The following is a 14,793-nucleotide window of genomic DNA, read 5'->3' as shown; positions in this document are numbered from 1 at the left end:
GACCGTCGTGCGGGTCCGGCTTGGACGAATGGGAAGGCGGGCTCAGCTCCACCCGGCCAGGTACTCGCTGGGAGTGCAGCCGGCGAGGGCGTGGAACTCGCGCACGAGGTGGGCGTGGTCGGCGTAGCCGCAGGCGGCGGCGACGTCGGCGACCGACCGGGCGGGAGGCGTCGCGGTGCCGTCGTGGACGGCCGTCGGCACCAGCAGCCGGGACGCGCGCTGGAACCGCAGCACGCGCGCGGCCGGCTTGGGCGCGAGGCCCACCTGCCCGCGGAACCGCGTGAGCAGGTGCCTGCGGCTCCACCCGGTGCCCTCGGCCAGCTCCTGCACGGTCACCCGGCCCCCGGTCCGCACCAGCCGCCGCCACGCCCACGACACCTCCGGGTCGGGGCGGACCGCCGTCCCGCCCAGACGGCGCAGCAGCAGCGCGTCCACCAGGGCGAAGCGGCCCGGCCAGTCCGGGGTCTCGGCCAGGCGTGCGGGGAGCCGCGCGAGCTCCGGCTCGCCGAGCTCGGTGAGCGCGGGCTCGACGTTGGTGAGCTCCGGCATCGGGCGGCCCAGCAGCGCGAACACGCCCAGCGGGCTCAGGTCGACCTGCAGCCCGTGCTGGTGGCCGGTGTACTCGGTGTGCACCACCCCGTCGTGCATCCCGGCGAGGAACGACGCAGGCGCCGACGGGCCTGCCGGTCCGTGCAGCCGGATCGGCGGGCCGAGGCCCAGGATCAGCGTGCACGAGCCGACGGGCGCCTGCATGCGGCGCACCGGCGTGCTGCTGTGCTCGCGGTAACCCAGGTAGCGCAGCACGTGCCCGGCGAGCGCGGGATGCGGTCGCCCCAGGACGTACTCGCTCTGCGGCGCGTCCACCCCACCAGGATCGCACCCCCGGGGCGGCGTCCACGAACCGCGAGGCGCCCCCGCTCTAGGCTGTGCCGTCGTGGATCTCCCCGAGGACATCCGGGCGCTCGTGGAGCGAGCCGCCGCACTGGCCGCCGGACCGCAGCGGGCCGTGCTGGGCATCACCGGCGGTCCCGGTGCGGGCAAGTCGACGCTCGCCGCGGCGCTGCTGGAGCGGCTGCGCGCCCTGCTGCCCGACGGCGCCGTCGCGCACGTCCCGATGGACGGCTTCCACCTCGCCGACGTGGCGCTCGAGCGGCTCGGGCTGCGGCAGGCCAAGGGCGCGCCCGACACGTTCGACGCGGGCGGCTACGTCGCGCTGCTGCGCCGGCTGCGGGCGGCCGAGCCGGAGGAGGTCGTCTACGCGCCGATGTTCGAGCGGGACCTGGAGCAGCCGCTCGCCGGGGCGATCGCGGTGCCGCGCACCGCCCGCCTGGTGCTGACCGAGGGCAACTACCTGCTGCTCACCCGCGGACGCTGGGCCGAGGTCCGCCCGCTGCTGGACGAGGTGTGGTTCTGCGACCCGGAGCCGGACGTCCGGCTCGCGCGGCTCACGGCCCGGCACGTCGAGTTCGGCAAGGCGCCGGACGCCGCCGCGGCGTGGGTCGCGACAGTCGACGAGCCCAACGCGGCGCTGGTGCAGGCGACCCGGGGGCGCGCCGACCTCGTCGTGCCGCCGTCGGTGCTGGAGTCGCTGCGCCCGGCGTGACGCACTCGCACACCGACTTGCGCGTTCCCACACCGACTGCAGTCGGTGTGGGAGCACCGGAATCGGTGTGCGACCGGGGTGCCGGGGCGTGGCACACCGACTTCTGCGCTCGCACACCGCCTTCGGCCGCGGCACACCGACTTCGGCGTCGCACACCGACTCGGGCGCTCGTACACCGACTGCAGTCGGTGTACGAGCACCGGAATCGGTGTGTCAGGCGTGGTGGGCGGCCCGGTGCGCGGCGAGCACGTCGTGGCCGAAGTCGGCCTCCGGGTCGCGCCACACGGCGTGGGCGTGGTTCACCGCGTTCTGGGTGTTGTCCCACTCGACGAGCAACCGGGGCCCCTGCAGGCGGTAGTAGTGCGGTTCGCCCGGGGTCGTGGAGCCCGCCCAGGCGAGGTGCACCGCATCCAGCGCCGCCGGGTCGTCGTAGCGCGGCATCGGCGAGACGCCCGCGGGCACGCGGTCGAGGTAGGTGGTGAGCAGCGCGCGCAGCAGCTCGCGCCGGCCGGCGTCGAGCTCGGCGCCCGCCACGCCCTTCGGTGCGGCGGTGACCGCGACCGCGTGGTGGTCGTCGCCGCCGAGCTCGGTGACCGGGTCGCCGGCTCCTCGGGGGGTGTGCGGGCCGGGTCGCCACAGCACGTCGCGCGGGACGGGTTCACCCGCGTGGTCGAGGCGGGGGCGGTTGCCCGTGACGATGTCCGCGGGAGCGCGCGGGAGCAGCAGCGCCCGCGCGGCGAGCGCCGGGTCCAGGGACCGGACCAGCTCGCGGGCCAGGTCCTCCGACGCGCCCAGCGGGCGCAGGGCCGTGCCGCCCAGCAACGGGGACGACGCGGGGTTGGCGCCCAGGAAGCAGGGTGTGGTGGCGGCGACCCGCCCGTCGACCACCAGGTTGTTCAACGAGACGTGGTGGCCGCCGAACCGCCAGCCCCACGGCGCGCCGCCCCCGGGTTCCCCGAAGACGCGCAGGTAGTACATGCCGGGGTCGCGGCCCCGCTCGCGGCCGAAGCCCGCGCGGAACCCCTCGGCCCGGTCGAGCACGTTCTCGAGGCCCAGCACGGTGGCCACCGTGGTGAACGCGGCCTCGGACAGGCCCGTCGCGACCAGGCGCATCAGCAGCTGCTGCTGCGCCGGGCGCTGCTCGTGGAGCGTGAGACCGCCGTGGTCGGTCGGCGTGTAGAACCAGCGCGTGCGCTCGGCCTCGGCGTCGGGGTCCGCGCCGGGCGGGGCGCCGTGCGCCACCGCCCGCTGCCGCGCGTCCAGCGACTCCAGCCACGCCCCTGCCGCCTCGGCCATCCGGTCCGCGACCTCGCGAGCCGCCTCCGTCCCCACCTGCCCCATGCGGGAACCCTATCGGGGCCGAGCCGCCACGGGCCTCCCCTCGTGAGGCGTGGGCGCGCGTCAGACGGCCGGAGCGGGCGGGCCGCCGAAGCCGCGTGCCCGGCCCATCCGGATCTCGCACCGGACGGCCGCCGGGTCGAGCCCGGTGAGGTCGGCGATCAGGGAGCGGGCCGCGTCCTCGGCCTCGGGCATCGCCGGGGCCGTGGTGGCCGCCTCGATCTCGGGCACGTAGAGCACGAGGTGGCGCTCGGAGAGCCAGGCCACCACCTCGAACGTCCGCTCGCCACCGTGCGGCGCCACACCGACCACGGTAGCGCCGCGATCAGCCGCACGGGGTGATGGAGCAGTCCTCCTCGGGTTCGTCCTCGTCGTCGAGGTCCCGGTCCGGGTCCGGGTCCTCGAAGAGGCCGGGGCCGTCGCCGTCGAACGGGGGTTCCGGGGCGGGCGTCGCCTCGGGGCCCTCCGGCGGGGCGCCGGGGGGCGGGAAACCGGGCGCGGGTGCCGGGGGCGTGGTGACCTGCTCCGGCTCCGGCTCCTCGTTCGGCCCCAGGGGGGACGGTGGCTCGCCGATCGGCCGGAACGGCGGGAACTGCTCGAGCGGCGCGTCCTCCAGCGCCTCGCTCATGAACTCCTGCCACACGTCGCCGGGCAGGCTGCTGCCCTGGATGGGGGTGCCGCGCGCGGTGCGGATCGGGGAGTTCATGTCCGTGCCCATCCACACGGCCGAGGCCAGCGACGGCGTGAACCCGGACATCCACGCGTCGTTGTTCTCCCCCTCGAACCGCGACTGCACGGTGCCGGTCTTCGCCGCGACCGGCCGTCCGCCGGGCAGCGTCAGGTCGTCGTGCTCCGCGACGTCGACCATCGCCTCGACGACGTTGCGCGCGACGCGCTCGGGGAAGCGGCGCTCGCCCTCGGTGGCGGCGTCGTAGAGCACCCGGTCGTCGGTGGTGACCACCGAGGCGACGAGGTGGGGCTGGCGCCAGACTCCGCCCGCGGCGATCGTCGCGTAGGCCGAGGCCAGCTCGAGCGCCGAGACCTCCTTGTTGCCCAGCGCGATGCCCGCCGTGGGGTCGTCGAGCGGTGCGGTGATGCCGGCGGCGCGGGCCGCCGCCGCCACGGCCTCCGGACCGACCTGGCGGGCCAGCGTGTGGAATACGACGTTGTTGGACACCGTCATTGCCTGCTTCAGGTCGCACTCGTCGCAGTCGGCACCCGCGGCGTTGCGCAGCCCCGGCAGCTCCTCGCCGTCGAACACCTCGCCCAGCCCGACCGGCGGTTCCTCCAGGAGGCCCGCGAGGACCACGAACGGCTTGAACGTCGAGCCGGCGAGCTTGCGCACCTGCGCGTAGTCCAGGCCGAGCCCGTTGTCGCCGCCGTAGTAGGCGAGCACGCCCCCGGTCGCGGGGTCGATCGCCACCATCGCGCTTCGCAGGTTCACCGGCTGGCCCTCGAGCGCGGCGTGCGCGGCGTCGACGGCCAGCTGCTGGCGGCGCGGGTCGACGGTCGTCGTGATCCGCAGGCCCTCCTGCGCGATATTCTGCTCGGTGAACCCGAGCTCCTCCAGCTCCGCGGTGACGGCCGTGACGATGTGCCCCCTGCTGTCGGTGGGGACACCGCCCGGGAGCGAACGCCGGGCCGCGGTCTGCGGGAACTGCGCGCCGGCCCGCTCGGCGGGGGTGAGCCAGCCCTGGGCGAGCATCCCGTCGAGCACGAACGTCCACCGCTCGACGGCGCGCTCGGGGCTCACGGCCGGGTCCCACCGCGACGGTGACTGGATCAACCCGGCCAGCAGCGCGCCCTCGGTGGGGGTGAGCTCCTGGACGTCCTTGCGGAAGTAGGCCTGCGCCGCCGCCTGGACCCCGTAGGCGCCCCGGCCCAGGTAGATCGTGTTGAGGTAGTCGGCGAGGATCTCGTCCTTCGAGCGCTCCTGGGAGATCTTGACCGCGAGGATCACCTCCTTGTACTTGCGCCAGAGCGTCTGCTCGTCGCCCACCAGCGCCTTCTTGACGAACTGCTGGGTGACCGTCGAGCCGCCGCCCTCGCCGCCGCGCAGCTGGTTCCAGGCCGCCCGCAGGATGCCGGTGAGGTCGAAGCCGGGGTTGGAGTAGAAGGTGCGGTCCTCGGCCGCGAGCACCGCGTGCCGCACGTGCAGCGGCACCTGCTCGAGCGGCACCTTGATCCGGTTGCCCTCCTCGGGCACCAGCCGGGCGAGCGGGCTGCCGTCGGCGTAGGAGACCAGCGCCACCTGGTTGTTCACGGCCTCGTCCGGGTTCGGCACGGAGAAGGCCAGGTAGCCGACCGCGAACGCGAGCAGGGGCCCCAGCACGACGGTCGCGGCCACGCCGAGCAGCGCGCGCCGCAGCAGCCGCAGCCGCCCGGCCCGCCGCTGTGCCGCGGTGGGCGGGCGCGAGTGCCGCCGACGGCCGGTTCCCGCGGGGGCGAGCACGACCGGCAGCACGTCGGTGGCGTCCGGAACCCGGTGCCGGGCGGAGTCCTGCTCGGCGCCGCTGCGGGGGGAGCGCCCCGTGGGCCCGCGGCCCTTCTGCGCGGCGCCGCGGTGCGTCCGCGGCGGCTGCCACCACGCGACGCCCGACGGGCGCGCGGCCCGGCGCGAGCGCGTGGCCGGCGTCCCGGCGCGGCGGACACCGGACCCCCTGGACCGCTCCGGCCGCGGCGGGTGGGCTCCGTTCAACGCGTCCCACCTCCCGTGGTGCGGCGCTCCCCGCAGACGGCTGCGGAGACGACGTCGGGTTCAACGGGAGCCCCGGCGCGCACGGTGTGGCGGCGCAGGCGATATCACCCGTTGGTTGTGCCCGGTGTGATCTCGATCGGGCCCGCGCGCTCGTCGGCGACACGGTGGGTAGTCGGGGATCCACCGGACGGCGGCACGCAGCTCACGCCGCGCCCACGCGAGGCGCGCCGCCGGTCGCCCGTCGCGGGCACCCCGGCCGCAACCGGTGCGCGCCCGGCTGCGCCGAACGGCTCTCCCGCTCGGCCGGAAAGCGCAGTGGAAAATTGCGGCGGACGCCGGTGGAGGGCAGGGCCGAAAGGGTGGCTCGAGAGTGCGGCGGGAGCCCGTGGGAGCATTTCCGACCCTCGGAAGGAATGGCGCTTGACGATGATCGGTGACGCGCTCCAGGAACTGCTCGGGCTGCCTGGTGCGCGCTACTCGTGCGTCGCGGATCCGGCGACCGGCGAGGTGCTCGGTGAATCCGGTGGCGTGGCCGGCCCGGTTCCCGCCGGGTTCCTGACGTGGGGGAGCGGGGCCGCCCGGTTCCTCGCCGAGACCGACGGCGACGACCTGGAGGACCTCGTCGTCTCCTCGCGCCGCAGCTACCACCTGGTCCGGCAGGTCGGCGCAGGCGGGACCGGCCGGCTGCTGGTCTACCTCCGCCTCGACCGCGAGCGGGGCAACCTCGCCGCGGCGCGCCGCGAGCTCGCGTCACCGCGCCTGCGGGAGCGCCTGACCGGCGGTGGCCGGACCGGCGCGCGCGCAGCGCTGCCGCCGGGGCAGCCCCTCTCACCTGCGGCGACCGCGTCCCCGGCGGGCGTCCGCCCCGTTCCGCTCGCCGCGCTGCCGGGTGCCCCTCTGCCCTGGGCCGCAGCGTCCGCGACCGGCCCGACACCGTCGCCGTGGCCGCGGGGGTCGTCACGATCCGTGTCCGAGCGGGCGCTCGGCGCGCATCCCGGGACCGCCGTTCCCCAGCAGCGCCGTTCCGCCACGGGGCTCCCGCGGCGGGCGGAGGCACCGCCGTCACGGCTGCCCCCGCCCGCGTCGGCCGAGGCCGCACCCGCGGTACCCGACGAGCTCCCGGAAAGCGGCCTCACGTGGGCGAACGACGCCGGAACGCTGCGCAGGCTGCTCGCCGCGCTCCGCCGGATGGCGTAGGTCCAGAAGTGCCGAATACCGGTCCCGGTGGCCCTCGCGAATGGCGCGTCGAAGGCCGGGATATGCTCCTTTTCTCCCCGATCAGAACTGCACTGGAGGCGTTCACGATGAGTAATATCGAACTCGCGCTCGACATGGCGGGAAACATCAAGGGTGCCTTCGCCGTCGCGGTCGTCGACTACGACAGCGGCATGACGCTCGGGTCGCGCGGCGGCAGCCCCGAGTTCGACCTCGAGGTCGCCGCACCCGGCAACAGCGACGTCGTGCGCACCAAGCTCGACCTCATGGAGAAGCTGGGCCTGCGCGAGACGATCGAGGACATCCTGATCACCCTCGACACCCAGTACCACCTGATCCGCCCGGTGCGCGGCAACCCCGACGAGAAGCTGTTCTTCTACCTCGTGCTCAACCGGGCGCAGGCCAACCTGGCGATGGCGCGCCGCGACCTGCGGATGATCGAGCAGCAGTTCTACATGGGCAACCCGGTCGTCGCGCCGCGCCCGCCCGCCGACGGGCAGGCGTTCTTCCCGGCCGGCACCGGCCACCGCTGAGCCGGGCGGCGCGGGAGCGGGGGGATCCGTGGCACGTCACCGGCACGCCGTCACCGTCCGCGCCGACGGGCTCGTGACCGTGCTCGGCCCGCTGCTGCGCGACTCCCGGGTGCGGGCCGTGGCGCTCGTCGACGTCGGCAGCGGGATGGTGCTCGACGGCTGGGACGGGCGCGGTTCCGGCGACCCGGAGATCGTGGCCGCCGCGGCGGCCGAGCTCGTCCGGGTCGCCGTCGGGCTGCTCGGCTCGGCCCGGCCGGAGCTGGTGGTGGGCCTGGGTGGCACGTGGCACCAGCTCGTGCGGGCCGTGCCCGACCCCGGTGGCGGGCCGCTGGCGCTGTCCGTCCTCGTCGACGGTCCGCGCAGTGCCGTCGAGCGCACCCGGCGGCGGCTGCGGGAGGTGCCCGACGCGGCGCTCGCCGCCGGGCCGAGCACCAGCCGGCGGCCGATCGGCGGGGCGTGGATCCTCCCCGCGGGACCGCCGCCCGCGCTCCCGCACCCCCGGCCCGCACCGCCGCGGGCGCCGGGCGGCGCGCGGCCGACGTTCCGGGGGCGGCCGGCACCGCCCGCCGCCCTGCCGCCGCCGTCGCGCGATCCGTGACACCACGCGGGCGTGCGGCGCCCCGTCGCCGATCGCCGGTCGGCGCAGGGGTGGCACCACCCGCCGGGTGGGCCGTCGTTGCTCCTGCTCACCGAGAGACTCTTCCCTGATGCTCCCCGCTCCCCGCCATCCGCTCGCGCCCGAGGCGGTGCCCGACCGGCCCCCGCTCGCCACCCTGCTCACCGGGCTGCTGCGGTCCGCGGGGGCGCAGGCCGTCCGGGCGGTGCGCGGGAGCGGCGCCGTGCTGGCCGAGGTCGGGCTCGCCGACGGCGACGACGTCACGGCCCTCCTGGCGCTCGCCCGCAGCGCCGCCGCGATGGGCCGGGGCCGCGGCGAGTGGCTCGAGGACCTCGTCGTCACCCTCGGTGCCACCGTCCACGTGCTGCGGGAGTGCGAGGGTGCGGTGCTGCACGTGCGGCTGGACCCGGCCCGCGGCGACATCGCCACCGTCCGGCGCGGGCTCGCCGACGCCGAGGTGCGACGCGCGGTCGCGGCGGCCGTCGACGAGGAAGGCGAGGACGCGCCGGACGCCGGCGCCCCGCCGACCGGGGTGCCGGCCCGCCCGGCCGCCCTCCCGCGGTTCACCACGACCCCACCCGCCGATCCGGCGTCCCCCGTACGTCAGGAGGGCCACCTCCGCGGCGGGGACGGTCGTGAGGCCGGCTCTGCCGATCTCCGGGACGGGGGATCGAGCGGTGCGCAGGCCCCGGTCGCGCCCCAGGAGGGCCGGCGCCGTGCCGCGGCGGAACGGGGCGGTGGCCTCGCCGACACCGGCCCGCAGCCCCGCCTGCCCGGCGGGTCGCTCCCGTCGCCCGGCCCGGTGCCGCCCGGCGGCTCCGGAGCGTCGGACGCCGCAGGCCCCGACTTCGCCACCGCAGGTCCCGCCGCCTCCGATCCCGCAGGAGGTCGTGCTGCCGCGCCCCGGCCACCGGCGCCACGACCGCGCGCGGTCGGCGCCTCGCATACCCGCGCGGACCGCGTCCCGGACGCACCGGCCGGTGGCCCGCCCGCGGCCCGCCCGCCGGCTCCCGCGGACCTGCGGGCGCCGGCGGAACCGCCCGGTGCCGCCGTTGCGTCCGGCGTCCGGGACACGGGTCGCGGCTCTGCGTGGTCCGACCGTCCCGCCGGTCCGCCCGACCCGGGCGGACCCGCGCTCGACGCGCAGTCCACGGTGCCGTCGATGCGCCCGGTGCCGCTCGGCGGGCGGCCCGCCCCGGTGCCCGGCGAAGCACCGGCGCCCCACCGGACCCCGGTGCCCCGCCAGGCCCCGGATCCCCACCGAGCTGCGGTGCCTCGGCAGGCCCCGTCGCCCCGCTCGTCGGCGGAGGCGGGCGGCCCGCAGCCGGACCCGTCCGGTGGGCACCCGCTCGCCCGGCCGCCCGCGCCCGCCCTCCCGCGGCCGCGCCCGACCGGTGGCAGCGGGGGACAGGAACCGGCGCTGGTCGCGGTCGACGGGGGCTCGCCGGTGACGCGCTCGGGGGCGCTCGCGGTGCTCGCGCTGCCCCCGGTGGGGGCGTTGCCACGCCGCCGGCCCGCGCCGGTGACGACGCCGCCCCGGCCCGTGTTCACGCCGGCCGTGCTCCGCCAGGCGTGGGTCGCGGACCTCACGACGATGCGTCGCGTGCTCGCGGGGCTGCACCGCCTGGGCTAGTGCGTCCCACCGGTGGGCGGCGTGCCGGAAACCGGCTCGCGGACCCTGACTAGCATCGGTGCACCTCGGGCGGTCCGCGCCCGGGTCCGAAACCTGTGGAGGTCTCCCGTGTCCGCGCCCGCACCCCGTCCCGCGTCCGCCCCCGTCCGGGTGCCGGCCGGGACGACGGCCGGCACCGCGGTGCGGGAAGCGGGGTTGCCCACCGCGGGCCCCGCAGCCGTGGTCGTCGTCCGCGACTCCGGCGGGCAGCTGCGCGATCTCGCGTGGTCGCCGGAGTCCGAGGTGGAGGTCGAGCCGGTCGCCGCCGACACCGACGACGGCCGCAGCGTCATCCGGCACTCGGCCGCCCACGTGCTCGCGCAGGCCGTGCAGCAGCTGCGCCCGGACGCCAAGCTCGGCATCGGCCCGCCCATCACCGACGGCTTCTACTACGACTTCGACGTCGAGGAGCCCTTCACCCCGGACGACCTGAGCAAGCTCGAGTCGGCCATGAAGAAGATCATCAAGGCCGGGCAGCGGTTCTCCCGCCGCCGCTTCGACTCGCGCGAGGACGCCCGCAAGGAGCTCGCGGACGAGCCGTACAAGCTGGAGCTGATCGACCTCAAGGGTGCTCCCGGTGAGGACGTCGTGGAGGTGGACGCGTCCGGCGAGCTCACCATCTACGACAACGTGCACGCGCACACCGGTGAGACCGTCTGGTCCGACCTGTGCCGCGGCCCGCACCTGCCCACCACCAAGTTCATCCCGGCGGTCAAGCTGATGCGCAGCGCCGCCGCCTACTGGCGCGGCGACGAGAAGAACCCGCAGCTGCAGCGGATCTACGGCACCGCGTGGGAGAGCCAGGAGGCCCTCGACGCGCACCTGGAGCGGATCGCCGAGGCCGAGCGCCGCGACCACCGCCGCCTGGGCGCCGAGCTGGACCTGTTCTCGTTCCCGGACGAGATCGGCTCCGGGCTGCCGGTCTTCCACCCGAAGGGCGGGGTGATCCGCAAGGAGCTCGAGGACTACTCGCGGCGCCGCCACGAGGAGGCGGGCTACGAGTTCGTCAACACCCCGCACATCACCAAGGCGCAGCTGTTCGAGACCTCGGGGCACCTGTCCTGGTACCGCGAGGGCATGTACCCGGCGATGCACCTCGACGAGGAGCGCAACGCCGACGGCACCGTGCGCAAGCAGGGGCAGGACTACTACCTGAAGCCGATGAACTGCCCGATGCACAACCTGATCTTCCGGGCGCGCGGGCGGTCGTACCGGGAGCTGCCGCTGCGGCTGTTCGAGTTCGGCGGCGTGTACCGCTACGAGAAGTCGGGCGTGGTGCACGGGCTCACCCGGGCGCGCGGCTTCAGCCAGGACGACGCCCACATCTACTGCACGCAGGAGCAGATGCTGGGCGAGATCCGCTCGCTGCTGCAGTTCGTGCTCGACCTGCTGCGCGACTACGGCATGGACGACTTCTACCTGGAGCTGTCCACCCGCGACCCGGAGAAGTCGATCGGCTCCGACGAGGACTGGGAGCGCGCCACGAACGCCCTGCGCGAGGCCGCCGAGGCCAGCGGGCTGGAGCTGGTGCTCGACCCGGGCGGGGCCGCGTTCTACGCGCCCAAGATCAGCGTGCAGGTCAAGGACGCCATCGGGCGCAGCTGGCAGCTCTCGACCATCCAGGTCGACCTCATGGAGCCGGGGCTGTTCGACCTGGAGTACACGGCTGCCGACGGGTCCCGCCGGCAGCCGGTGATGATCCACCGCGCGCTGTTCGGCTCCATCGAGCGGTTCTTCGGCGTGCTCACCGAGCACTACGCCGGGGCGTTCCCGGCCTGGCTCGCGCCCGTGCAGGTCGTGGCCATCCCGGTCACCGACGAGCAGGTGCCCTACGTCACCGACGTCGCGGCGCAGCTGCGGGCGAAGGGCGTGCGCGTGGAGGTGGACGCGAGCGACGACCGGATGCAGAAGAAGATCCGCACCCACACGCTGCAGAAGGTGCCCTTCATGCTGCTGGTGGGTGGCCGCGACGCCGAGGCGGGCGCGGTCAGCTTCCGGTTCCGCGACGGCAGCCAGCTCAACGGCATGCCCGCGGCCGACGCGGTGGCCGCCGTGGTGGACTGGATCGCCAGCCGCACGAACACCTCGCCGACCGGGGACGTGTTCGCAGCGACCCCGTGAGACGTTCACCCGCCTGACGAACGGCACTTTCGTCGGCTAGGTACCGACGAGGGTGCCGTTCGTCCGGATGGGAGCCTGGCGATTGGGCAACACGCTCCCCGTGCAGCGCATGTCCCGTTCCCGACGATCAAGGGCGCCTGGATGTCCGCGGGCCGGTCCGATGATCACCGGGGCGGGGTGGATCGGGACCGCAGCCAGGTGAGCACCCACCCGGCAGCGACGTTCTGGTCCGGAACGGGCCTGGGCCATGTCGGGGACGGCCGCCCGGCCGACCACACTATTTCGATAGTCGGCCCGACCCGGCCACGTCGCCGACGGGACGGGGCCAGGGGGACCGGGGGGACTGCGCCGAAGGCCCCGGGCCGGGGCGGGCGGCAGTGGCCTCGAGCCGGGAACGGCGCGCCCACAGAAGGATTCCCTGACCATATCGACACCATGGGTCTGCGACCGCGGGCCGAGGACCCATGACGTCGACGGGGTCGTGGACGGGCGCGTTCCGCGGAACGCGGGAACAGCCATGATCAGCAGGAGTGGTGTGAGGGCGTCAGTTCTGTCGCCCTCACACCACTCCTGGCGATCACCCCGGCGAGGGGGACGTGAACGCGGTCGTGAGGACCCGCGCCGCCGCGTGATCGAAGCCGGCGAGCGCATGCGGCCCGCGCTCCAGGTGCCGACGGGAGTGCGTCGGCCGCGGGAGGGCGTGGCCCCGACTCGTGGGCAGCCGCGCATAGGATCGCTCCATGACCGACCCGGGCGACCCCGACCTGGAGCCGCGGGACGGCGTCGGGACGCCCGACGGGTTCCGGCGGCTGTGGACCCCGCACCGGCTGGCCTACATCAAGGAGGCCGGCTCCACCGGGTGCCCGTTCTGCCGCATCCCGGGCCTGTCCGACGAGGAGGGCCTGGTCGTGGCGCGCGGGGCGACGGTCTACGCGGTGCTGAACCTGCACCCCTACAACCCGGGGCACCTGATGGTGCTGCCCTACCGCCACGTCGCCGAGCTCGAGGACCTCGACGCCGACGAGGCGGCGGAGCTGATGGTGTTCACGCAGGCGGCGGTGCGGGCGATGAAGCGGGTGGCGGCGCCGCACGCGTTCAACGTCGGGCTCAACCTGGGCACGGTCGCCGGCGGGTCGCTCGCCGAGCACCTGCACCAGCACGTGGTGCCGCGCTGGGGCGGCGACGCCAACTTCATCGCCGTCGTCGGGCAGACGAAGGTGATCCCGCAGCTGCTGTCCGAGACCCGGGCGCTGCTGGCGTCGGCGTGGCCCGCACCCGGCGCGCCGCCGGACCGGCACGAGCACCCGCAGTAGGCTGGGTGGGGTAGAGGCGGCGGCCGGCAGCCCGGGTACCGGCGACCGAGCCGGAAACCCAGGCCGGAGTCTCAAGCAGGAGTCCATGCTCAACGTCTTCGCCCGCGTGCACGTGAACCGCGTGACCGAGCCCCTCGCCCGCTGGCTGGTCGCGCGCGGCGTCGCGCCCGACGTCGTCACCGTCGCCGGCACCGTGGGATCGGTGGCCGCCGCGCTGTGGTTCCTGCCGCGTGACGAGCTGTTCGTCGGCGCCGCCGTGATCACGCTGTTCGTGCTGTTCGACCTCCTCGACGGCGCGATGGCGCGCGCCCGCGGCCACAGCACGGTCTTCGGCGCGGTGCTCGACTCCACCTGCGACCGCGTCGCCGACGGCGCCCTGTTCGCGGGCCTCGCCTGGTGGTGCCTGGGGGTGGGGGAGCAGCGGGTGCTCGGCGTCGCGGCGCTGCTGTGCCTGGTGGCGGGCCAGCTCGTCTCCTACATCAAGGCGCGGGCCGAGGGCGCCGGGCTCGTGGTCGAGGGCGGGCTCGTCGAGCGGGCGGAGCGGCTGATCATCGCGCTGGTCGGCTGCGGGCTGCACGGGCTGGGCGTGCCGTACGCGCTGCACGTCGCGCTGTGGGTGCTGGCGGTGGCGTCGCTGTGGACGGTGGGGCAGCGGATCGCGATCGTGTACCGCGCGGCGCAGGCACGGGCGGTCCCACCGCCTGCCGCGCCCGGACCGGCCGACGCGGCGCCGAACCCGTGACCGCGGCGAGAGCGGACCGGGTGCCGGTCGCGGAGCGGCTCGCCGACGCCCAGTACGCCGCGGCGTGGCGGCTGGTGCGCGCGCTGCCCGCGGGTGCGGCGGCGGGGGTGTTCCGGCTCGCCGCCGACCTCGCCGCGCGCACCGGCGCCGGCCCTGCCGTGCGCCTGCGCGCCAACCTCGGCCGGGTCGTGCCGGCCGCCACACCGGCCGAGCTGGACCGGCTCGTCCGCGCCGGGCTGCGCAGCTACGCGCGCTACTGGTGCGAGATGTTCCGCCTGCGGCCGGGGGACGCGCAGGCGGTGCACGCCCGCATGGACGAGGGCATCTCGGGCACGGGGCCGTTCTTCGACGCGATCGCGGCCGGACGCGGCGTCGTGTTCGCGGTGCCCCACAGCGGCAACTGGGACGCGGCGGGCGTCTGGGTGGTGGAGACGCTGCGCGGGCTCGGCCACGAACCCGTGTTCACGACGATGGCCCAGCGGCTGCGCCCGGAGTCGCTCTTCCGCCGGTTCCTGGCCTACCGCGAGGCGCTCGGGTTCGAGGTCGTCGCCGCGGAGGCGGGCACGGCCGCCCACCGGGCGCTCACCCGCCGGCTGCGGGCCGGCGGCGTGGTCTGCCTGGTGGCCGACCGCGACCTGGCCGGCTCGGGCGTCGAGGTCTCGTTCTTCGGTGAGCCGGCGCGCTTCCCGGCGGGCCCGGCGCGGCTCGCGGCGCTGACGGGCGCGGTCCTGATGCCGGCCTACCCCCATTTCAGCCGCGACGGGTGGGTGGTGCCGATCGCCGATCCGGTGCCGGTGGAACGCTCCCCGGACTCCGTCGCGAAGGCCACCCAGGCGATCGCGGACGCGTTCGCCCGGCTCATCGCGCAGGCCCCGGAGGACTGGCACGCGCTGCAGCCCCTGTGGACCGCGGACCGGGAGCCGGGATGAGCAGCGGCGGGGC

General features: G+C 75.8%; 13 protein-coding genes. 9 read left to right on the top strand and 4 right to left on the bottom strand.

Translation table 11 applies throughout. The annotated features are described in order from the left end of the window. Positions 1–42: 42 nt before the first annotated feature. Positions 43–864: a helix-turn-helix domain-containing protein gene (locus tag FB558_RS35630; protein ID WP_170231696.1), complete on the bottom strand. Its 822-nt coding sequence runs from the start codon at positions 862–864 to the stop codon at positions 43–45. Between the two features lie 70 nt (positions 865–934). On the opposite strand from FB558_RS35630, the gene FB558_RS35625 reads away from it, so the two are divergent. Beyond that, positions 935–1,603: a nucleoside/nucleotide kinase family protein gene (locus tag FB558_RS35625; RefSeq protein ID WP_246106998.1), complete on the top strand. Its 669-nt coding sequence runs from the start codon at positions 935–937 to the stop codon at positions 1,601–1,603. Between the two features lie 213 nt (positions 1,604–1,816). On the opposite strand, the gene FB558_RS35620 is transcribed toward FB558_RS35625, so the two are convergent. From FB558_RS35620 to FB558_RS35610, 3 genes are read right to left on the bottom strand one after another with little or no spacing between them, the layout of a single operon-like run. Then, complete coding sequence (locus FB558_RS35620; RefSeq protein WP_211367062.1) at positions 1,817–2,944, bottom strand: DUF3500 domain-containing protein; 1,128 nt, start codon at positions 2,942–2,944, stop codon at positions 1,817–1,819. 60 nt (positions 2,945–3,004) lie between these two features. Beyond that, positions 3,005–3,244: a hypothetical protein gene (locus tag FB558_RS35615; RefSeq protein WP_142061335.1), complete on the bottom strand. Its 240-nt coding sequence runs from the start codon at positions 3,242–3,244 to the stop codon at positions 3,005–3,007. Positions 3,245–3,266: 22 nt separating this feature from the next. Further along, positions 3,267–5,639 (bottom strand): transglycosylase domain-containing protein, encoded by a 2,373-nt coding sequence (locus FB558_RS35610; RefSeq protein WP_246106997.1) that lies wholly within the window; start codon positions 5,637–5,639, stop codon positions 3,267–3,269. 420 nt (positions 5,640–6,059) lie between these two features. Between FB558_RS35610 and FB558_RS35605 the strand changes: the two genes are divergently transcribed. From FB558_RS35605 to FB558_RS35570, 8 genes are all read left to right on the top strand, one after another. Then, positions 6,060–6,836 (top strand): hypothetical protein, encoded by a 777-nt coding sequence (locus FB558_RS35605; RefSeq protein ID WP_142061333.1) that lies wholly within the window; start codon positions 6,060–6,062, stop codon positions 6,834–6,836. A gap of 107 nt (positions 6,837–6,943) precedes the next feature. After that, a complete protein-coding gene (locus tag FB558_RS35600) occupies positions 6,944–7,387 on the top strand; it encodes a hypothetical protein (protein ID WP_142061331.1) in 444 nt (147 codons plus the stop codon). Positions 7,388–7,415: 28 nt separating this feature from the next. Then, entirely contained in the window at positions 7,416–7,985 is a 570-nt protein-coding gene (locus FB558_RS35595; protein ID WP_142061329.1) for a hypothetical protein, read from the top strand. A 109-nt stretch (positions 7,986–8,094) separates the two neighbouring features. Then, complete coding sequence (locus FB558_RS35590) at positions 8,095–9,636, top strand: hypothetical protein (protein ID WP_142061327.1); 1,542 nt, start codon at positions 8,095–8,097, stop codon at positions 9,634–9,636. Between the two features lie 108 nt (positions 9,637–9,744). Continuing rightward, positions 9,745–11,796, top strand: coding sequence for a threonine--tRNA ligase (thrS, locus tag FB558_RS35585; protein WP_142061325.1), 2,052 nt, complete (start codon positions 9,745–9,747; stop codon positions 11,794–11,796). Between the two features lie 740 nt (positions 11,797–12,536). After that, positions 12,537–13,109 carry an HIT family protein gene (locus FB558_RS35580; RefSeq protein ID WP_142061323.1) on the top strand — a complete coding sequence of 191 codons (573 nt, stop codon included), beginning with the start codon at positions 12,537–12,539 and terminating at the stop codon, positions 13,107–13,109. A gap of 85 nt (positions 13,110–13,194) precedes the next feature. After that, positions 13,195–13,851: a phosphatidylinositol phosphate synthase gene (gene pgsA, locus FB558_RS35575; protein WP_142061321.1), complete on the top strand. Its 657-nt coding sequence runs from the start codon at positions 13,195–13,197 to the stop codon at positions 13,849–13,851. Beyond that, on the top strand, positions 13,848–14,780 hold the full coding sequence (locus FB558_RS35570; protein WP_246106996.1) for a phosphatidylinositol mannoside acyltransferase: 933 nt from the start codon (positions 13,848–13,850) through the stop codon (positions 14,778–14,780). The genes pgsA and FB558_RS35570 overlap by 4 nt, the downstream gene beginning before the upstream one ends. The last annotated feature ends 13 nt before the right edge of the window (positions 14,781–14,793 follow it).

The sequence above is a fragment of the Pseudonocardia kunmingensis genome (genome assembly GCF_006716445.1).
Taxonomy (GTDB): Bacteria; Actinomycetota; Actinomycetes; order Mycobacteriales; family Pseudonocardiaceae; genus Pseudonocardia; species Pseudonocardia kunmingensis.
This window is presented reverse-complemented; position numbering and strand designations above follow the sequence as displayed.